18 protein-coding genes and 3 tRNA genes are annotated in these 18618 nt (G+C 72.4%); 5 read left to right on the top strand and 16 right to left on the bottom strand.

Annotated elements, in window-relative coordinates; genetic code table 11:
- Positions 1-2 precede the first annotated feature (2 nt).
- Both F593_RS22615 and F593_RS0105275 read right to left on the bottom strand, forming a co-directional pair.
- Entirely contained in the window at positions 3-1355 is a 1353-nt protein-coding gene (locus tag F593_RS22615) for a bifunctional folylpolyglutamate synthase/dihydrofolate synthase (RefSeq protein ID WP_022927711.1), read from the bottom strand.
- Entirely contained in the window at positions 1352-3997 is a 2646-nt protein-coding gene (locus F593_RS0105275; RefSeq protein ID WP_022927710.1) for a valine--tRNA ligase, read from the bottom strand. The genes F593_RS22615 and F593_RS0105275 overlap by 4 nt, the downstream gene beginning before the upstream one ends.
- 89 nt (positions 3998-4086) lie before the next feature.
- Here F593_RS0105275 and F593_RS0105270 point away from each other — a divergent pair, with 89 nt between their 5' ends.
- On the top strand, positions 4087-4920 hold the full coding sequence (locus F593_RS0105270) for an alpha/beta fold hydrolase (protein WP_157251583.1): 834 nt from the start codon (positions 4087-4089) through the stop codon (positions 4918-4920).
- A gap of 66 nt (positions 4921-4986) precedes the next feature.
- Here the strand turns inward: F593_RS0105270 and F593_RS0105265 are convergent, their stop codons facing one another.
- From F593_RS0105265 to tig, 4 genes are all read right to left on the bottom strand, one after another.
- Positions 4987-5274, bottom strand: a complete 288-nt coding sequence (locus F593_RS0105265) for a hypothetical protein (protein ID WP_022927708.1) — start codon at positions 5272-5274, stop codon at positions 4987-4989.
- A 64-nt stretch (positions 5275-5338) separates the two neighbouring features.
- Positions 5339-6619: an ATP-dependent Clp protease ATP-binding subunit ClpX gene (gene clpX, locus F593_RS0105260; RefSeq protein WP_022927707.1), complete on the bottom strand. Its 1281-nt coding sequence runs from the start codon at positions 6617-6619 to the stop codon at positions 5339-5341.
- A gap of 57 nt (positions 6620-6676) precedes the next feature.
- On the bottom strand, positions 6677-7261 hold the full coding sequence (gene clpP, locus F593_RS0105255; protein WP_033205957.1) for an ATP-dependent Clp endopeptidase proteolytic subunit ClpP: 585 nt from the start codon (positions 7259-7261) through the stop codon (positions 6677-6679).
- Positions 7262-7439: 178 nt separating this feature from the next.
- Positions 7440-8909, bottom strand: coding sequence for a trigger factor (tig, locus tag F593_RS22610; RefSeq protein ID WP_022927705.1), 1470 nt, complete (start codon positions 8907-8909; stop codon positions 7440-7442).
- A 22-nt stretch (positions 8910-8931) separates the two neighbouring features.
- Between tig and F593_RS29765 the strand changes: the two genes are divergently transcribed.
- Positions 8932-9096 (top strand): hypothetical protein, encoded by a 165-nt coding sequence (locus F593_RS29765; RefSeq protein WP_022927704.1) that lies wholly within the window; start codon positions 8932-8934, stop codon positions 9094-9096.
- Between the two features lie 145 nt (positions 9097-9241).
- Here the strand turns inward: F593_RS29765 and F593_RS0105240 are convergent, their stop codons facing one another.
- The 5 genes from F593_RS0105240 to F593_RS0105220 all read right to left on the bottom strand — a co-directional run bounded on the left by F593_RS0105240 (position 9242) and on the right by F593_RS0105220 (position 11271).
- Positions 9242-10003: a hypothetical protein gene (locus F593_RS0105240; protein WP_022927703.1), complete on the bottom strand. Its 762-nt coding sequence runs from the start codon at positions 10001-10003 to the stop codon at positions 9242-9244.
- Between the two features lie 170 nt (positions 10004-10173).
- Positions 10174-10246 (bottom strand) — tRNA-His (locus tag F593_RS0105235).
- 53 nt (positions 10247-10299) lie between these two features.
- Positions 10300-10373, bottom strand: a tRNA-Arg gene (locus tag F593_RS0105230).
- Positions 10374-10386: 13 nt separating this feature from the next.
- Positions 10387-11064: a sterol desaturase family protein gene (locus F593_RS0105225; protein ID WP_022927702.1), complete on the bottom strand. Its 678-nt coding sequence runs from the start codon at positions 11062-11064 to the stop codon at positions 10387-10389.
- Between the two features lie 133 nt (positions 11065-11197).
- Positions 11198-11271 (bottom strand) — tRNA-Pro (locus tag F593_RS0105220).
- A gap of 78 nt (positions 11272-11349) precedes the next feature.
- Here F593_RS0105220 and F593_RS0105215 point away from each other — a divergent pair.
- Positions 11350-11763, top strand: coding sequence for an OsmC family protein (locus F593_RS0105215; protein ID WP_022927701.1), 414 nt, complete (start codon positions 11350-11352; stop codon positions 11761-11763).
- 22 nt (positions 11764-11785) lie between these two features.
- Positions 11786-12352 (top strand): NUDIX hydrolase, encoded by a 567-nt coding sequence (locus F593_RS22605; RefSeq protein WP_245540778.1) that lies wholly within the window; start codon positions 11786-11788, stop codon positions 12350-12352.
- A 7-nt stretch (positions 12353-12359) separates the two neighbouring features.
- Here F593_RS22605 and F593_RS0105205 read toward each other — a convergent pair whose 3' ends face one another.
- The gene (locus F593_RS0105205) at positions 12360-12860 is read right to left on the bottom strand and encodes an NAD(P)H-binding protein (RefSeq protein WP_022927699.1); all 501 of its coding nucleotides are present in this window, start codon (positions 12858-12860) and stop codon (positions 12360-12362) included.
- 213 nt (positions 12861-13073) lie between these two features.
- On the opposite strand from F593_RS0105205, the gene F593_RS0105200 reads away from it, so the two are divergent.
- Positions 13074-14513: a wax ester/triacylglycerol synthase family O-acyltransferase gene (locus F593_RS0105200; protein WP_022927698.1), complete on the top strand. Its 1440-nt coding sequence runs from the start codon at positions 13074-13076 to the stop codon at positions 14511-14513.
- Between the two features lie 20 nt (positions 14514-14533).
- Here F593_RS0105200 and F593_RS0105195 read toward each other — a convergent pair whose 3' ends face one another.
- From F593_RS0105195 to coxB, 4 genes are all read right to left on the bottom strand, one after another.
- Positions 14534-14773 (bottom strand): hypothetical protein, encoded by a 240-nt coding sequence (locus F593_RS0105195; protein ID WP_022927697.1) that lies wholly within the window; start codon positions 14771-14773, stop codon positions 14534-14536.
- A 132-nt stretch (positions 14774-14905) separates the two neighbouring features.
- Positions 14906-15820 carry a heme o synthase gene (locus F593_RS0105185; protein ID WP_033205955.1) on the bottom strand — a complete coding sequence of 305 codons (915 nt, stop codon included), beginning with the start codon at positions 15818-15820 and terminating at the stop codon, positions 14906-14908.
- Positions 15821-15859: 39 nt separating this feature from the next.
- The gene (ctaD, locus tag F593_RS0105180; RefSeq protein WP_028721454.1) at positions 15860-17548 is read right to left on the bottom strand and encodes a cytochrome c oxidase subunit I; all 1689 of its coding nucleotides are present in this window, start codon (positions 17546-17548) and stop codon (positions 15860-15862) included.
- A 24-nt stretch (positions 17549-17572) separates the two neighbouring features.
- Positions 17573-18559, bottom strand: a complete 987-nt coding sequence (coxB, locus tag F593_RS22600) for a cytochrome c oxidase subunit II (RefSeq protein ID WP_051160439.1) — start codon at positions 18557-18559, stop codon at positions 17573-17575.
- Between the last annotated feature and the right edge of the window lie 59 nt (positions 18560-18618).

Below are 18618 nucleotides of genomic sequence, written 5' to 3'. Positions count from 1 at the left end.
GGTCAGAAGCGCGCGCCGGGGCCGGCTCCCCGGCCACGGCGAAGATCCGCGACGAGGTGCAGCGACCCGGTGACCAGCACCGTGCCGCGCGATCCGGCAAGTGTACGGGCCGCCGCCAGCGCGTCGTGCACGCCGGCGACCACGCGGGTTTCGCGGTCGGGCAGCGCCCGCGCCGCGACGCGCGCCAGGTCGGCCGCCGGCAGACGCCGGGGGTTCGTCGGCTCCGTCACGACCACGGCGTCCGCCCAGGGGGCCACGGCGGCGAGCATTCCGACGGGATCCTTGTCGTCCAGCACGCCCACGAGCAGCACGAGCGGTCGCGACGGCGGGTCGGCGCGCAGGGCGTCGCCGAGCGCCACGAAGCCCGCCTCGTTGTGGGCGCCGTCGTGGATCACCCGCGGACCGCCGTCGGGACCGCCTCCGGGCTCGACGGTCTCGAAGCGGCCGGGGACGGCGAGGTGCGCCGCGACGTCGCGCTCGGCGCCGGGGTCGCGCGGGACGTCGGGCCCCAGCGCCGCCGACACCGCGGCGATCGCGGTGGCGAGGTTGCGCCGCTGGTAATGCGCGGCGCCCGGGGTCGGCACGTCGGGCCCCGGGTCCGCCGGGGCCTCGACGACCGTCCCCCCGACCTCGGCCGCGCGGGCCAGGGCGACCTCGCGGGCCCCCGCCGGCAGGCCGTGGGCGAGCACCAGCACGCCGCCGGGCCGGAGGACCGCGGCCTTCTCCGTGGCGATCGCCTCGACGGTGTCGCCGAGCCAGCGGGTGTGCTCGAGCGAGACGGAGGTGAGCACGGCGACGGGCGCTCCGCCCCCCGGCGTCGCCGGGGGCAGCACGTTCGTGGCGTCCCAGCGTCCTCCGAGCCCCGCCTCGATCACGGCGCACGCGACGCCGGCCTCGGCCAGGACGACGAACGCCGCCGCCGTCACGGCCTCGAACTGGGTGACGGGGCCGTCGATGGCGGGGGCCTCCCCCGCGGCCTCCGCCCGGGTGGCCTCGGCCTCGAGGGCCTCTGCGGCCTCGCGCACCCGCGTCACGGCCGCCGCGAAGGGCTCCGGGGCCGCCGGCTCCCCCGCGATGCCCACGCGCTCGCGGAAGCTTACGAGGTGGGGCGAGACGTACGTCCCGGCCCGCACCCCGTGGCGCTCCAGGAGCGCCTCGGCGATCGTCACCGTCGAGGTCTTGCCGTTGGACCCGACGACGTGGATCGCGTCGAAGCGGTCCTGCGGGTCGCCGAGGCGGGCGAGCAGCACGCGCATCCGCTCCAGGCCGGGGCGGATCCCGAAGAGCTCGCGGCCGAGGAGCCACTCCTCGGCCGCCCGCAGCGCCCCCGCGCCGGGAGCTTCCGGGCCGCTCACAGCGTGCGGAGCTCCTCGCGGAGCGCCTCGACCTTCGCCCGCTCGGCGGCCACGACCTCGGCGGGGGCGCGCGAGACGAACTGCTCGTTGCCCAGGCGCTTCTCCGTCGAGGCGATCTGCCCCTCGACCTCGGCGCGGCGCTTCTCCACGCGCGCCCGCTCCGCGGCGGGGTCGACGTGCTCGCCGGCCAGGATCGCGACCTGGCCGCCGGGGATGGCGACGGGCACGGCGTCGCCGGCCTCGTCCGTGGGCTGCAGGCGGGCGAGCCGCGCGATCAGCGTCGTGGCCTCGTCGTCGTAGCCGTCGGCCTCGAGGCGCGCCGGCAGGATCGGGCCGGGCGGCACGTTGGCGCCGTTGCGCCACGAGCGCACGGTCGTGATGGCGTCGATGACCCGGGCCAGGCGCTCCTCGGCCTCCGGGTCCAGCAGCCCGTCGTCGGGCGCCGGCAGCAGCGAGGCCGCCAGGAGGCCCGAGGTGCCGGGGATGGACGCCCAGGCCTCCTCCGTGGCGAACGGGATGACCGGGTGCGCGATCTGCAGGGTGCGGCGCAGCGCCCAGGCCAGCGTGCGGGACAGGTCGGCGTCCGTGGCGGCCTCGCGGCCCTTCACGAGCTCGAGGTACCAGTCGCAGAGCTCGCCGTAGACGAAGTCGTAGAGCCCGAGCGCGGCCTTCGCGAAGTCGTACTCGTCGATGCGGGCGGCGGTCTCGCGGGCGATCCGCTCCGTGCGCGAGACGATCCAGCGGTCCTCGAGGCGCGTGGGGAGGTCGGCGCCCGACACGCCGGCGGCCGCGACGGCCTGGTCCGCGTCCCCCAGGCGGCCGGCCGCGAAGCGCACGGCGTTGCCGAGCTTCGTCACGAGCTGCTTGCCCTGCGCGATCTTCTCCTCCGAGAAGCGCACGTCCTGGGTCGACGACATCGCGAGCAGGCCGAAGCGCACGGCGTCGGCGCCGTAGGCCGGAAACTCCCCGGCGTCGGCGCCCTTCTTCTTGGCGAAGACGGCCGGGCGGGGGCCGCCGTCCATCAGGGCCAGCGGGTCGATGCCCGTGCCGAGCGACTTGCTCATGCGGCGGCCGTCGGGCGCCTGGATGACGGAGTGGCAGTAGACGTCGCGGAAGGGGACGTCGTCGGCGAAGCGCAGGCCGAGCATCACCATGCGGGCGACCCACAGGAAGAGGATGTCGCGCGCCGTCGAGAGCACGGAGGTCGGGTAGAAGGCCCGCAGCTCCGGTGTCCCCTCGGGCCAGCCGAGGGTCGCGAAGGGCCAGAGCCCGGACGAGAACCACGTGTCGAGGACGTCGGGGTCGCGCTCCCAGCCCTCGCCCTCCGGGGGCTCGACGCCGCAGTACGTCTCGTCACCGCGGTACCAGACGGGGATCTGGTGGCCCCACCACAGCTGGCGGGAGAGCACCCACGGGCGGATCTCCTCGAGCCACGCGATGTAGCGGCGCTGCTGGCTCTCGGGGTGGATGCGCACGCGGCCGTCCTTGACCGCGTCGATCGCGGGCTGCGCCAGCTCGTCCATCCGCATGAACCACTGCAGCGAGATCAGCGGCTCGATGCGCTGGCCCGAGCGCTGCGAGAACGGGACGGTGTGCGTGTAGGGCTCCTCGGCCCGCAGTGCGCCCTGCTCGCGGAGCGCGGCGACGATCGCCTCGCGCGCCTCGGCCGTCGTCATGCCCTCGAACTGCGGGGCGTAGCCGCCGGTGATCCGGCCGTCCTCGCCGATCACGTTGAGCTGCTCGAGCCCGTGGCGGTGGCCGATCTCGAAGTCGTTGGGGTCGTGCGCCGGCGTGATCTTCAGGCACCCGGTGCCGAAGTCCGTCTTGACGTAGTCGTCGCCGATGACGGGGAGCTCGCGGCCGACGAAGGGCAGCAGGACGGTGCGGCCGATGAGGTGCTTGAACCGCTCGTCCTCGGGGTGGACGGCCACGGCGACGTCGCCCAGCATCGTCTCGGGGCGGACGGTCGCCACCACGAGCTCGGTCACGCCGTCGGCGGACGCGTCGGCGTCCTTGAGCGGGTAGGCGATCTGGAAGAGCGTGTCCGTCTCCTCGCGGTCCTCGACCTCGAGGTCGGAGATCGCGGAGCGGGAGCCCGGGTCCCAGTTCACGAGGTAGGTGTCCCGGTAGATCAGACCCTGCTCGTAGAGGTCGACGAACACCTTCAGGACGGCCTGGGCGTAGCCCTCGTCCATCGTGAAGCGCTCGTGCTCGTAGTCGGCGGAGCAGCCGAGGCGCCGGAACTGGCCGATGATCGTGCCGCCGTACTGCTGACGCCACTCCTGCGTGCGGGCGACGAAGGCCTCGCGTCCGAGCTCCTCGCGGCTCGTGCCCTCCGCGACCAGCGCCTGCTCCACCTTCGTCTGCGTCGCGATGCCGGCGTGGTCCGTGCCGACGGTCCAGCGGACGTTCTTGCCGCGCATCCGGTTCAGGCGCACGAGCGCGTCCTGGATCGAGCCGTTCAGCGCGTGACCCATGTGGAGGGCCCCGGTGACGTTCGGGGGCGGGATCGCCACGGAGAACGACTCGGCGCCCTCCACGTCCTCCCGGGCACGGAAGACCCCGGCCTCCTCCCAGCGCGCGAAGACCTCCGCCTCGACCTGGGCGGGCTCGGGGCGAGGGGAATCGGTCGTGTCGGACATCCCCTCCAGTCTAGGATCCCCCTGCGTTCGGGGTGCGCTCGTGCATCCGACACCGCGTCCGGCCGACGATCGGCCGCGGAGGACCCTTCATGCAGACCCACCTGGAGCGGCACGACGCCCGCCGGTCCCCGCAGGCTCCCGCGCCCGACGGGGCGCCCCTGCTGCTCGTCCACGGACTCGGCGGCGACCGCCACTCCTGGTCCCCGCTGCTGCCGGGGCTGACGGAGACGCGCGACGTGCTCGTGGCCGAGCTCCCGGGGTTCGGGGTCGCGCCGCCGCTGCCGGACGACATCGAGCCGACGCCGGCGGCGTTGGCCGCCGACGTGGTGCGGGCGCTGGACGCCGCAGGCGTCGAGCGGGTCCACGTCGTTGGGCACTCCCTTGGCGGCTGGGTCGCGCTGGAGCTGGCCGAGCTGGCGCCGGCCCGGGTGCGCTCCGTCGTGGCGATCACGCCCGCGGGCTTCTGGTCCCGCCCGCTCGCCGCCCACGAGGGCCGGGCCATCAAGGCCGGTCGGCGCCTGTCCCCCGTCCTCCCCGCGCTGCTCGCGCCCCGGCGGGTGCGCAACGCCGTGCTACACGGCGTCCTCGGCGGCAGCGGCGGCTTCGGGTACACCGACGCCCTCGCAGTCGTCCGCGGCTACGTCCGCGCCGCGGACTACGAGCGGGTCAGCGCCGCGATGCGGGCCCGGGTCTACGACGTGCGGAGCCGGCTGGCACCGTTGGCCGCGCGCATCCCCGTGCACGTCGTGTGGGCGACGCTGGACCGCGCCGTCACCGCGCCGCGGGCGGCGTTGCCCGCCGCCGTCCACGTCCACGTGCTCGACGGCGCCGGGCACCTCCCGATGTTCGAGCAGCCGGACCGCATCGTCACGGTGCTGCTGGCGGCCGCCGACAGCCACGGTGCAGCCGCAGGAGCGGCCTGACGGCCGCCCGCGGTGCGGGACAGGTCGACCGGAGTCCGGGGCCGGTGCCCGGCCCGCGGTTGCGCCCTAGTGCCGGCGGCCGACGCGGCGGCCGGCGGTGGACAGGGCCGCGCGGGTGCCGAAGCCCTTCAGGTCGAGCTTCGTGGCGAGGGCGCGCAGCTCCTCCTGCTCGCGGGCACTCAGCGACCCGGGACGGCCCTTGCTCGCCTTGAGCAGGGAGAGGGCGCGGCTGCGCTCACGCGGGCTGAGCTGCTGGTTCCAGTGCTGCTGGCCCTGACGGAGCAGCTCGAGCACGAGCAGCCACGGCACGGCACGGCGACCGGCGACGACGGGGGCACGGCGGAGAAGACCCATGTCTTCGAGGGTACCCGGGGCGGGCGGCCGCGACACGGCCCCCGCCCCGGCGCACAGACCCCGTTCAGGCGGACTCGGCCGTGAGCCCGCCGTGGTCGTCGCCCGCGACGGCCTCCGTCACGAGCGTCGGCTGACGGCCGTCCGAGATCGTCTCGCGGGTCACGACGCACTTGCGCACGTCGCGGCGGCTCGGGAGCTCGAACTGCACGTCCAAGAGCGCCTCCTCGAGGATCGACCGCAGGCCACGGGCCCCGGTCTCGCGTTCGAGCGCCTTGTCGGCCACGGCGTCGAGCGACTCGTCCTGGAAGACCAGCTCGATGTCGTCGAACGCGAAGCTCGCCTGGAACTGCTTGACCAGCGCGTTCTTCGGCTCGGTGAGGATCGTGATGAGATCGCTGCGCTTGAGCTGACGCACGGCCGTGACGACCGGCAGGCGGCCGATGAACTCGGGGATCAGGCCGTACTCGACCAGGTCCTCCGGCAGGGCGTTCTCGAACAGGCGATCGTCCGGGACGTCGTCCTGCGCGTGCTCCTCCGCGTCGACGAAGCCGACGCTGTGCTGCCCCGTGCGGCGCTTGACGACGTCGTCCAGCCCGGCGAACGCGCCGCCGCAGATGAACAGGATGTTCGTCGTGTCGATCGTGAGGAACTCCTGGTGCGGGTGCTTGCGCCCGCCCTGCGGCGGCACCGACGCCTGGGTGCCCTCGAGGATCTTCAGGAGCGCCTGCTGCACGCCCTCGCCCGAGACGTCGCGCGTGATCGACGGGTTGTCGGCCTTGCGCGCGATCTTGTCGATCTCGTCGATGTAGATGATCCCGGTCTCGGCCTTCTTCACGTCGAAGTCGGCGGCCTGGATCAGCTTGAGGAGGATGTTCTCGACGTCCTCGCCCACGTACCCGGCCTCGGTCAGCGCCGTGGCGTCGGCGATCGCGAAGGGCACGTTGATGATGCGGGCGAGCGTCTGGGCGAGCAGCGTCTTGCCGCAGCCCGTGGGCCCCAGCATGAGGATGTTCGACTTCTGCAGCTCGACGTCGACGTCGGGACGCTGCGCCAACCGCACCCGCTTGTAGTGGTTGTAGACGGCGACGGCGAGGGTGCGCTTCGCCGCGTCCTGTCCCACGACGTACTCGTCGAGGATGCCGAAGATCTCCTGCGGCTTGGGCAGGTGCTCGACGTCGAAGCCTGGCTGCGCCGAGAGCTCCTCATCGATGATCTCGTTGCAGAGCTCGATGCACTCGTCGCAGATGTAGACGCCGGGGCCGGCGATGAGCTTCTTGACCTGCCGCTGCGACTTGCCGCAGAAGGAGCAGAGGAGCTGCTCGCCGCTCTCGGTGGCTCGGGCCATGGTCGCGTCCTGTGTCTCGTGGGTCGCTCGCGCGAGCCGTCCGGTCCGAGGAGCCGGCTAGGCCTTCGTGACGACGTTGTCGATGATCCCGTACTCCTTGGCCTCTTCCGGGTCCATGAAGTAGTCGCGCTCCGTGTCCCGCTTGACCTTCTCGAGCGGGGTGCCGGAGTGGTGGGAGATGATCTGGTCGAGCTTGCCGCGCAGCTCGATGATCTCGCGGGCGTGGATGTCCACGTCCGTCGCCTGACCCTGGAAGCCGGAGCTCACCTGGTGGATCAGGATCTTCGAGTTCGGGAGCGCCATGCGCTTGCCCGGCGCGCCGCCGGAGAGGATGACCGCGCCCATCGACATCGCGATGCCGACGCAGATCGTGCGGACCTGCGGCTTGATGAACTGCATCGTGTCGTAGATCGCGAGGCCCGCGTACACCGACCCGCCGGGCGAGTTGATGTAGATCGAGATGTCCTTGTCCTCGTCGTCGGACGCGAGGTGCAGGAGCTGCGCGACGATGAGGTTCGCGATCTGATCGTCGACCGGGGTCCCCAGGAAGATGATCCGCTCGTTCAGCAGACGGCTGTAGATGTCGAACGCGCGCTCGCCGCGAGCGGTCTGCTCGACGACCATGGGGACCATCGGACTCATGCTGGGGTTCCCTCTTTCGAGTGGGGTGCAGGGACCCGGCCTGTGCGCGTCTGCGCCTGGGCCGGGGCTCGGAAGAACCTGCTGCTCAGCCTACCAACCGCACCCGCCGTCCCCTGCCAGCAGGGGACGAGCGTTGCGGGGCCGGGGAGCCGGGCGCCATCGGCGCCCGGCCGCAGGCTCAGGACTGGTCGGCCTCGGCGGACTCCGCCGGGGTCTCGTCGGCGTCGGCCGCCGGCGCGTCGTCGGCGGCCGGAGCCTCCTCCGCCGCCCACGGGCGACCGCCGCCGGTGGCGGGGTCCTCGCCGGCCTCGGGCGTCCACAGCAGGCCGCGCGAACGGGCGTCCTCGACGGAGACGGCCGTGGCCTTCTCGACGAGGCGCTCGATGGCCTGCTGCTGGGCGACGTCCGCGACGAGCTCGTCGCGGTGGCCGTCGCGCTCGAGGCGCTTGAGCAGCTTCTCCGGCGTGGTGCCCTGCTGGGCGGCCGGGGCGTTCAGGACGTCGAGCAGGTCGCCGTCGGCGGGCTCGATGCCCTCCTGGGCGATGTACGCCTCGACCGCGGCCTCGCGGCGCAGCGAGCGGCCGGCCTCGGGCGCGGCCTCGGCGAGCAGCTCGTCCTCGCTCTTGCCGGACATCTGGAAGTACAGGTCGCGCGAGATGCCCTGCTGAGAGAGCTGGTTCAGGGTGCGCTCGAGCAGCTCGGAGGCGCGCGCCTTCGCGAGCGAGTCCGGGATCTCGACCTCGGCCTTGAGCATGAGGGTGTCGATGACGGCCTCGCGGTACTCGCGCTCGATGGCCGTGCCGTCCTCCTCGCTCAGGCGCTGGGCGATGTCCTCGCGCAGCTCGTCGAGCGTGTCGACGCCCGCGGCCTCCTCGGCGAACGCGTCGTCGAGCTCGGGCTGCTGCTTCTCCTGGACCTCGTGGACCGTGACGGCGAAGACCGCCTCGACGCCCTGGAGCTGCTCCGCGCCGTAGTCGTCCGGGAACTGCACCGTGACGTCGCGGTCCTCGCCGGCCTTGGCGCCCTGGAGCTGGTCCTCGAAGCCGGGGACGAGGCGGCCGGAGCCGAGCTCGACGAGCTGGTCGCGTCCGGCGCCGCCCTCGAACTCCTCGCCCTCGATGCGGCCGACGAACGAGATCAGGACGGTGTCGCCCTCCTTCGCCTCGCGCTCCACGGGGACGAGCTTGGCCTGGCGCTCGCGGAGCGTCTGGATCTCCTGCTCGACGCGCTCGGTGTCGGCGGCGGGCTCGCGGCGGCCGACCTCGAAGGGCTCGAGGTCGCCGAGGGTCGCCTTCGGCTGCACGCCGATCTCGAAGTCGAACTTCAGCGGCTCGCCCTCGGCGGGCATGTCGCCAATGTTGACCTGCGGCTCGCCGACGGTCTTCACCCCGGCCTGTTCGACGGCGGCGACGAGCCACGTGCCGATCTCGCGGCGCAGGGCCTCGTCGAGCACCGTCTCGCGGCCGTAGCGGCGGAGGACGACGGGCGGCGGGACCTTGCCCTGACGGAAGCCCGGCATGCGGAGGTCGCGGGCGAGCACCTTGGCGGTGGCGAGCATCGCCTGCTCGACCGCCTTGGGGGTCACCTCGGCCTCGACCTTGACGCGGGAATCGGGGAGTTCGGTGACGGTCGTGGAGACAGCGGACATGAGGATCGGCAACGATAGCGGCGTGATGCACCCCGAGGCGCCCACGCGGCTGGACCGCACCGTCCTGGCCTTCGCCTCCGGGCCCGTCGGCCACCTCCTGGGGACGCTCCTCGAGCTCGCCACGATCGCCGGCGGGGCGCTCCGTCAGCGGGCCGCCGCCGCGGTGGCGCGCCGTCGCTCCCACTGAGGGCACAGCACCCCGGAACGGGCCGCGGCGCCCGTGAGGGCGCCGCGTGGTCCTGCATGGCGCCGTCGGTGCGCCACGTGCTGCTAGGGCGCCCTCGGGCGCCGGGTACGGCCGTGCGACGCTCGGCGTCGCGGGGGCCGGTGGATCAGCAGGTCACCGTGAGGGCGAACTGGCGGTCGACGGCGGTCGGGTCCGTCGTCGCGTCGCCGGCGCTCTGCGTGCGCACGCGGATCTGGTTCGCGCCGACGGGCTCCACCGTGGCGTTGGACCCGGGCGTCGCGTCCGTGCCGTAGACCGTGACCTGCGGGACGCACTTCGAGATGTCGGCGTCCGCGGTGACGAGGTAGCGACCGGCGGCCTCGCGGCCCGCGGCCGTGAAGCCCCGCTGGTTCGCGAGCGCGCCCTCGGCGGTGACGACGGTCGTCTTCGTGCCGGACCGCGCCTCCTCGACGATCTGCTGCGCGTCCTTGCCGTCGACGCGGTCGGCGTTCAGGCCGGTCGCGACGCCCGTGGCGTTCGTGGTGAACGGGCGCGCCGCGTCCTTGTTCGGCAGCAGCGTCGTGATGGTGCCGCCCAGCTCGCCGCGGAAGCGGAAGTTGAACGCCTGACCGTTGTTCAGGTTGGACGCCTCGATGCAGCCCTTGCCGGCGGTGGCGGCGCGGCAGCCGTAGATGGCGCCGCCGCCGGCGCCCAGGTTGGACTGGCGGGTGCCGAAGGCGTTGTTCTTCGCGATGACCTTCGTCTCGGAGCTGAAGGTGCCGCTGCGCTGGCCGCCCTTGAGCGGGGTGCCCTCGTTCGCACCCGTCGCGAGCGGCGCGGCCACTGCGGCGGCCACGACGGCGGCGGCGGTGACGGTCATGACGCGGCCCGACTTGAAGCTGCGGGCGGTGTTCGTGATGCGGGACATGGGGGTTGTCTCCTCGGTACTGGGGGTTCGTACATCCCTCCCAACCGGTCCCCGTGCGAAAGGTTGCGGTCGCCACCGAATCGATCCGCCGTGCAAGGGATCGCCCACGCCGGCGGTCCCGGAACGCAGAACGGCGCCGCTGCAGGGCAGCGACGCCGTGGGGCGCGAGGGGCGAACGACGGGACTCGAACCCGCGACCGCCTGGACCACAACCAGGAGCTCTACCGACTGAGCTACGTCCGCCGCGCCCAGGGAACTTTACCCGGTTGTCGCGCGGAGCGTCCGGTCGCCCGAGGCACCCCCACTTGGATTCGAACCAAGGACCTGCGGATTAGAAGGCCGCTGCTCTATCCAGCTGAGCTATGGGGGCGAGGCCCCGGAGGCTAGCGCGGGCGGGCGCCGGGCCGCTCGGGCGCGGTCCCGAACACGCGGTCCCACCAGGGCGCCGAGATGCCGTAGCCGCGCGTGTCGTCCTGGAAGTGGTGGCGCATGTGCAGCTCGCGCATCCGCCGGCCGAGCCGCGTGCGCGGGCGATGGTGGTGCAGCGCGTGGTGGATCACGTCGTAGACGAGGTACCCCGTGACGAAGCCGACGCCGACCGCGAGCCCGGATCCGAGGCCGAACAGCGCGACGAACGCGAGCACGAACAGCGCGTTGCCGGGGACGGAGACCGCGGGTGGCATCACGAGCCGCAGCGGGTCGTTCGGGTGGTCGTGGTGCACCCCGTGGACCATCCAGTGCAGCCGGGCGCCGAAGCCCTGCTCCGGCTCGATGTGGAAGACGATGCGGTGCACCCAGTACTCCACGAGGCCCCAGAACGCCCACCCGGCGAACGCGAGCAGCAGCACGGTGCCGACGCCCAGCCCGCGACCGAGGGCGAGCGCGAAGAGCACCCCGATCGCCGGGACGAAGAGCACGACGGGGACCAGGGGGTGCACGCGGGTGACGCGGTCGACCGTCGGCGTGCGGAACATCGGCGGCGAGGCCCGGAGCACCTCCGTCCTCGTGACCTGCTCAGGCCCTGGACGGGTCGCGGCGTGCTCGTGCTGGTCGATGGCCACGTGGACATCTTGGCACGCGCACCGACCGGCCTCCGGACGCACTCTGCGCGCACCCGGATCGTCCCTCGTGTCGGGGGCCGCCGCGAGCGGGAGGCCCCGCGGATCCGGGGTCCCCACTCGCCGTGACCGATGATCGGGGCGCCCGGATTCGAACCGGGGACCCCCGACACCCAAAGTCGGTGCGCTACCAGGCTGCGCCACGCCCCGTGCTGGCCGGCGGAGTATAGGCGGCCACGGTGGCATACTGGACTTTCGGCCTCGATCCCGGAAACAGAGGGAACAACGATGCAGGTCAAGGCTCGCGCCACCCGCGAGGACCATCTCCGCCACTCCGTCAGGATGCGGCACCACAGCACGACCGTCGACGAGCCCATCGACATGGGCGGCGAGGACTCGGGCCCCACCCCGCAGGAGCTGATGGCCGCGAGCCTGGCTTCCTGCACCGCGATCACGCTCCAGATGTACGCCGACAAGAAGGGCTGGGACATCGGCGAGGTCGAGGTGGAGTGCACCTACAAGCCCGCCCCGGAGCGCGGCTGCCCCACCCGGTTCGAGCTCGTCATGCGCGTCGACGGCACCATCGACGACGAGCAGCTCGAGCGCCTGCGCGTCATCGCGACGAAGTGCCCGGTGCACCGGGTCCTCGACGGCGAGGTCATGTTCGACGAGCGCGTCGAGCGGGTTGCCCACGTCGGCTGACGCGCGCGAGCGCATCCGGGCGGTGCTGCTCCCGACGGAGCACGCCGCCGAGCTCGACGCGCACGGCACCACCCGCGCGGCCGTCCTGGTCCCGCTCGTGGAGCTCCGCGGACGGATCCACGTCGTGCTGACGCGCCGGCCGGCCACCATGCGCCGCCACGCCGGCGAGATCGCGTTCCCCGGCGGTCGCTCGGACGACGACGACCCCACCCCCACGGCGACCGCGCTGCGCGAGGCCCACGAGGAGATCGGTCTGCGGCCGGAGAACGTCGAGGTCCTCGGCGCCCTCTCCCCGGTCGGCACGTTCGTCACGGGCTACGCGGTCTACCCCGTCGTCGGCTGGGTCGAGCACCCCGGCCGGTGGCAGCTGTCGCCGCGCGAGGTCGACGCGGTGCTCGAGCTCGACCTCGAGGCCCTGCGCGAGAGCCACGAGCAGCGCCGGCTCGTGCGGCAGGGCGTCCCGTTCCTGACCGACACCTACACCGTGGACGGCCACGAGGTCTGGGGCGCCACGGGACGGATGCTGAAGGACCTCTTCGCCCGCCTGCCGCCGGACCTCGTCGGCGCCATCGACCCCGCCGCGCGCTAGCCCCCGCTCAGGCGCGCGGGCGGCTCAGGAGCCGCTCGACCGCGTCTGCCGCGGAGGCGGCCCAGCCGTCGGCGTCCTCCGGCGGGTGGTGAAGCAGGCCGTAGGGGATCTCGTTGCGCCGGCAGAGGCGCTCGACGATCTGCGCCCCCTGGCTCAGGAGCTCGACGGGTAGCGGCCCCGAGCACTCGTAGAGCACCCCCCGGACCGTGGTGTCGATCGTGCGCTCGAGGAGCATCTCGAGCCGCGTGCCGTGCAGCGCGGCCACGCCGGCGGGGTCGGGCCCCGTGGCGGTGCCGAGGGCCCACACGAGCACCGTGACGTTGTCCAGGGCGTACCGCAGCGTGCCGATGCGGTCGGGATCTCCGTCGTAGGGCTCCGCACCGGCCGCCGCGATGGCCGCGTGCTTCCCGGGGTCGCGGGTCACGACCCGCACCGCGTGGCCCTCGGCCGTCAGGAGCCGGGCCAGCCGCAGGCCGCGGTCCCCCGCCCCGATCAGGAGCAGCCGCACGGGGTCTTCACGCTCCGGGTCACCATGGCCGCGAGTCTACGGTCGCCGCCGCGGGCCACTGCGACGGCGACCGGCCGCTGACCCGCGGACCGCTGCGGCACCGGCGAGATCGCGGCGTCGGCGGCGCCCCGAGCACCGCCACGGCACCGGCGAGGTCGCGACGCCGGCGGGGCCGAGGTCCCGGCGTCGGCTATGGTCGGCGCCGAGCCCCGTATGCCGTCCACACCGCCCTCCGAGCTGACCGCCGCCGACGTCTCCCTCCTGCGGGAGGAACGCGCCGCGTCGGCGCACATGCACGTCGGGGGCGTGTCCGTGTTCACCGGCCCTCCCCCGCCGATCGCCCAGATCCGCGCCCACGTGCTGCGCCGGCTCGAACGGGTGCCGCGCTACCGCACGATCCTGGTCAAGCCGCCCCTGCGTCTCGGTCGTCCGCACTGGGCCGTCGACCCGAACTTCTCCATCGACTACCACGTGCGCCACGTCGCGTTGCCGCGACCCGGCGACGAGCACGAGCTGCGGACCACGACAGCCCGCCTCTTCTCCCAGCGACTCGACCGCCGGCGCCCCCTCTGGGAGCTGTGGATCGTCGAGGGCCTCGCGGACGAGCGGTTCGCGGTCGTCTCGAAGTCGCACCAGGCGCTCGTCGACGGCGTGGTGGCCCTCGACCTCATGACCGCCCTCCTCGACGCCGATCCCGACACGCCGCCGGAGGACGAGGACCGTGGTCGCTGGCTCGCGCCGCCGCTCCCGTCCACCGCGCAGCTCGTGGCGTCGGGGGTCGCGGACGTGGCACGCGGTGCGCTGACCACGCCGCTGCGGGCCGCGAGCACCCTGGGCCGGCCCGTCGAGGCCGCCGCCCGCGCGTGGGCCGAGGCCGACGGCCTGGGCGACCGCGTCTCCGTGCGTCTGCGCCCCGCCCCGCCGTCGCCGCTGAACGTGCCGATCGGCCCCCACCGGCGTGTCGCGCGGACCGCCGTGCCGATCGCCGACCTCAAGCGGGTGAAGGACACCTTCGGCGGGACGGTCAACGACGTCGTCCTCGCCGTCGTGACGGGCGCGATCCGCCACTGGATGGCCGACCGCGGCCTGCGGACCGCGGGGATCGAGCTGCGGGCGGGCGTGCCCGTGGCGATCGAGGCCCGAAAGCGCGAGCCGCGGCCGATCGCCCTGCTGCACGCGCCGCTGCCCGTCGGCGAGGCCGACCCGCTCGTGCGGTTCGAGCGGATCCGCCGGGCGATGTCGGAGAACACCGCCGGCCGCCACGCCGTGGCGGCGAGCACGCTGGCGGCGGCCGACGAGGAGTTCGCCCCGCCATCCGTGCTGGCGCAGGCGTCGCGCCTGCGGTTGGACGAGCGCCGGTTCAACCTGATCGTCACGAACGTCCCGGGCCCGCAGACGCCGATGTACCTGCTCGGCCGTGAGATGGAGACGGTGGTCCCGATCCCGTTCCTGTCCGGCGACCGGGCGCTGGCCGTCGCCGTGATGTCCTACGCCGGCACGGCCCAGTTCGGGCTGCTCGGCGACCTGGACAAGCTCGACGACATCGACGTCGTCACGGAGGGCCTCGAGCGGACGCTCGAGGAGCTCCTCAGCCTCGCGCGGCGGGGCCGGCCCGCGCGACGCCTGCGGCGCGCCGCTCCGCCCGTGGGCTGAGCGACGCCGCCGGCGACGGCCTAGTGGTGGTCGTCGTGGTGGTGCACCGGGAACGCGTTGGTCTCCCGGATGGCGTCGCGCACCCACGCGACGAGGACGCCGACCGTGATGATCAGGCCGAGGGCCAGGATCCAGAGGCTCGTCGTCAGCCCGATCAGCAGGATCGTGATGCCGACCGTCAGGAGCAGCGGCTGCAGGCTCCCGCCGGGAAGGTGGATCTCGTCGCCGGCGGGCGGGACGGGGGTCTCGTGCTCGCTCATCGTTCTAGGAGACGTAGATGACGGCTGCGACGAAGGTCAGCAGGAACATCACGAGGACGACGACGCCCGCGATCATGGCGTCGCGCAGGTTGCGCTTGGCGAGGTTGCGATCCATCAGATCGGTCCTTTGGGTCAGAGCTTGGCGTCGACGACCATGCCGGCGAACAGCACCGTCAGGTAGACCAAGGCGTAGAGGTGGAGGGAGAGAGCACGTGCGCGGGTGCCGGCGCGCAGCAGCAGGAACGACTGCCGCATGAGCTCGGCACCGAGCACGAGGGCCACGGCGAGATAGATGGTGCCGAACGCCCCGGTGATCACCGGGACGACGGAGACCAGGACCGTGATCGCGGACCACACGACGATCGCCCGGTACGTGTAGCGGTCACCGCGGACCACCGGGAGCATCGGGATGTTCGCCGCGGCGTAGTCGTCCTTGATGAGCATGGACAGCGCCCAGAAGTGCGGCGCGGTCCACGCGAAGACGATCGCGAACGGGTACAGCGAGTCGACGGCGAAGCCGCCGGTCACCGCGGCCCACCCGACCATGGGCGGGAACGCCCCGGCGAGGCCGCCGATGACGATGTTGTTCGTCGTCCGGCGCTTGAGCCACATCGTGTAGACGCCGACGTACCAGGCGAAGCCCGCCAGGGCGAGCAGCGCCGCGGTGATGTTCGCCGCGATCGCGAGCAGGAAGAAGGAGGCGATCGTCAGCCAAAGCCCGACCCAGAGCGCGACGTGCGGTTCCATCCGCCCCGAGGGGATCGGACGGTCCTGCGTGCGCACCATCAGGCGGTCGATGTCGCGGTCGTACCAGTGGTTGATCGCGCTGGCCCCGCCCGAGGCGAGGGAGCCGCCGATCACCGTGGCGAGGACGAGCCACGGCGACGGGCTGCCGGCCGCGTACATCGCGGTGACGGTCGTCAGGAGCAGCAGCACCTGCACCTTCGGCTTGGTCAGCGCCACCAGATCGGCGACGCGCTGGCGCGCGCCGTCGGTCAGCAGCGCCGACGCGCCGGCACGGCGCGGTGCGGAGAGGGAGGACGGCACGCCGTCAGCCCCTCGCCGCAGCCGTGGGGACGACGCGGGTCATGCCGTCGCCGAGGCGTCCGCGGACCGCGGGTTGGACTCGTGGTTGCGACGCTCGATCTCCGCGCGGATGTCCTTCATCGGCTCCACGGAGCGCACGCGGGGCACCGCGTCGAAGTTGTTCTGCGGCGGCGGCGACGGGATGAACCACTCCAGCGTGTTGGCCTTCCACGGGTCCGGGCCGGCGACCGCGCCGTGCTTGAGGCTCCGCAGCGCGTTCCAGGCCGTGACGAGGATGCCGGCGCCCAGGATGAACGAGCCGATCGTCGAGATCATGTTGTAGAGCGCCAGGTTTCCGACGTCCGCGTACTCCGGGATGCGTCGCGGCATGCCGTCGAGGCCGATGGAGTGCTGCACGAGGAACGTCGTGTGGAAGCCGATCAGCATGAGCCAGAAGCTGATCTGGCCCTGCTTCTCGTTCATCATCCGGCCGGACATCTTCGGGTACCAGTAGTAGAGGCCCGAGAAGACCGCGAAGACCGCGCCACCCATCAGCACGTAGTGGAAGTGCGCGACGACGAAGTACGTGTCGTGCAGCTGCCAGTCCACGGGGTAGATCGCGAGGAACACGCCCGTGATGCCACCGATGAGGAACGTGCCGAGGAAGCCGACCGCGAAGAGCAGGGGCGTCCGGAACACGATCGTACCGCGCCAGAGCGTGCCGATCCAGCTGAAGATCTTGATGCCCGTAGGGATCGAGATCAGCATGGACGAGACCATGAAGAACACGAGCACGACGCTCGGGCTCGGCGTGGTGAACATGTGGTGGGCCCACACCATCAGGCCCAGGAAGGCGATGGTGAGCGTCGAGGCCGCGATCGCCTTGTAGCCGAAGATCGGCTTGCGGGCGAAGACCGGGAGGACCTCGGAGATGATGCCGAAGCCCGGCAGCACCATGATGTAGACCTCGGGGTGACCGAAGAACCAGAAGAGGTGCTGCCACAGGAGCGGCGAGCCACCCTCGGACGGGTCGTAGAAGTTCGTCCCGAAGTGCCGGTCGGTCAGCAGCAGCGTCACGGCCGCGGCGATGGCCGGAAGGGCGAGGATCAGCAGGACGGAGTACGTCAGGATCGTCCAGCAGAACAGCGGCAGGCGGCTCCAGGTCATGCCCGGCGCCCGCAGGTTCGCGATCGTGACGTAGAAGTTGATGGAACCCACGAGCGAGCCGAGGCCCGTCAGGTGGACGAGGAAGATCCACGCGTCGACGCCGCCGTTGGGCAGGTAGTCCTTCGAGGACAGCGGGACGTAACACGTCCAGCCGCACTCGGGCGGGTTGAAGAAGATCGACGCGTAGAAGACGAGTCCGCCCGCGGCCAGCAGCCAGAACGAGAGCGCGTTGAGCTTCGGGAACGCCATGTCCCGTGCGCCGATCATCAGCGGCACGAAGTAGTTGCCGAAGCCGGCCATGACGGGGACGACGAACAGGAAGACCATCGTCGTCCCGTGCATCGTGATCAGCTGGTTGTACGTCTTGAAGTCCAGGAGCGTGTTGTCCGGGACGGCCAGCTGTAGGCGGATCAGGAGCGCCTCGACCCCGCCCACGCCGAAGAAGGCGAAGGTGAGGACCAGGTACATGATCCCGATCTTCTTGTGATCGGTGGTGGTGATCCAGTCGACCCAGCCGCGGTTCGGCTTCTCGACGTCGTGGGCGACGACCTGCGGGATCGGTGTGGCGGTGACGGTGGCCATGGGTGGTTCCTCGATACCGGAGGGCTAGCGCTCGGCGCCGGAGGGCGAAGCGTCGGGGGTCTGCGGGGCGCCTTCGGCGCGCTCGTCGCCGGCGGAGGCAGCGGCCTCTGCGGCGTCGTTCTTGGCCTGCTGAGCACGGTACGCCTGGACGCCGGCACCGGACGCCGCGATGGCCGCCTTCTGCCGCGCGAGCCACTGGTCGAACTGCGCCGGGGTCACGGCGCGCACGCGCGCGGTCATGTTGGCGTGGTTGCGGCCGCAGAGCTCGGCGCAGTTGCCGGTGTAGACGCCTTCCTTGCCGAGCGGCACCTTGAACCACGTGTGGTTCGTGTAGCCCGGGAGCGCGTCGGCCTTGCCGCCGAGCTTCGGGATCCACCAGGAGTGCCCGACGTCGGAGGAGCGGATGTCGAGCGTGACGGTCGTGCCCGTGGGGACCACCATCTCCTCGTACGCCTGCACGTTGTTCTGCCGGTCCTTGTCCCCGTCGGGGTACGTGAAGCGCCAGGCGTACTGCTGGCCGTTCACGTCGATGTTCAGGGAGCGGCCGTCGGGCGGCAGCAGGCTGGAGTCCTTCGCCGTCTGGAACGAGGCGGGCACCTGCCAGCCGGCGGCGTCGGAGTTGTCGGGGTTGCGGATGCCCGGGAGCATCGCGAACGTGACGATGCCGATCACGAGCACGATGACCGCGGCACCGGCCGTCCAACCGATCTCGAGGCGCGTGTTGCCGTGGAGCTGCTCCGCCTTCGCGCCGGGGCGCATGCGGAACTTCCACAGGGCGTAGAAGAGGGCGCCTTCGACCGCCACGAAGATGATCGCCCCGATCGCGAAGATGATCGCGTAGAGCGTGTGGATGCGGTCGGCGTTCGGGGATCCGCCGGCTTGCGGCGCCCAGAACGAGGCGTGGGCTGGGCCGGCCAGCACGAGCGTCAAAGCGATCGCGAGAGCGATCGCCGACGTCATCGCCAGCAGGGATGCCCGTGAGAGGTGAGGGATCCGGTTCGAGCGTCGCAAAGCGGGGCCGATTCTAGTGGCGAAGTGCACGGGAAGGAACCACCCTGGGGTCAGCGGCC

Source organism: Patulibacter americanus DSM 16676 (genome assembly GCF_000420025.1).
Taxonomy (GTDB): domain Bacteria; phylum Actinomycetota; class Thermoleophilia; order Solirubrobacterales; family Solirubrobacteraceae; genus Patulibacter; species Patulibacter americanus.
This window is presented reverse-complemented; position numbering and strand designations above follow the sequence as displayed.

Bases quoted from the DNA above. Each gene is read 5' to 3' on its own strand.
- F593_RS0105275 (WP_022927710.1), bottom strand. From the start codon at position 3,997: ATGTCCGACACGACCGATTCCCCTCGCCCCGAGCCCGCCCAGGTCGAG.
- F593_RS0105270 (WP_157251583.1), top strand. From the start codon at position 4,087: ATGCAGACCCACCTGGAGCGGCACGACGCCCGCCGGTCCCCGCAGGCT.
- F593_RS0105265 (WP_022927708.1), bottom strand. From the start codon at position 5,274: ATGGGTCTTCTCCGCCGTGCCCCCGTCGTCGCCGGTCGCCGTGCCGTG.
- clpX (WP_022927707.1), bottom strand. From the start codon at position 6,619: ATGGCCCGAGCCACCGAGAGCGGCGAGCAGCTCCTCTGCTCCTTCTGC.
- clpP (WP_033205957.1), bottom strand. From the start codon at position 7,261: ATGAGTCCGATGGTCCCCATGGTCGTCGAGCAGACCGCTCGCGGCGAG.
- tig (WP_022927705.1), bottom strand. From the start codon at position 8,909: ATGTCCGCTGTCTCCACGACCGTCACCGAACTCCCCGATTCCCGCGTC.
- F593_RS0105240 (WP_022927703.1), bottom strand. From the start codon at position 10,003: ATGTCCCGCATCACGAACACCGCCCGCAGCTTCAAGTCGGGCCGCGTC.
- F593_RS0105215 (WP_022927701.1), top strand. From the start codon at position 11,350: ATGCAGGTCAAGGCTCGCGCCACCCGCGAGGACCATCTCCGCCACTCC.
- F593_RS0105200 (WP_022927698.1), top strand. From the start codon at position 13,074: ATGCCGTCCACACCGCCCTCCGAGCTGACCGCCGCCGACGTCTCCCTC.
- F593_RS0105195 (WP_022927697.1), bottom strand. From the start codon at position 14,773: ATGAGCGAGCACGAGACCCCCGTCCCGCCCGCCGGCGACGAGATCCAC.
- ctaD (WP_028721454.1), bottom strand. From the start codon at position 17,548: ATGGCCACCGTCACCGCCACACCGATCCCGCAGGTCGTCGCCCACGAC.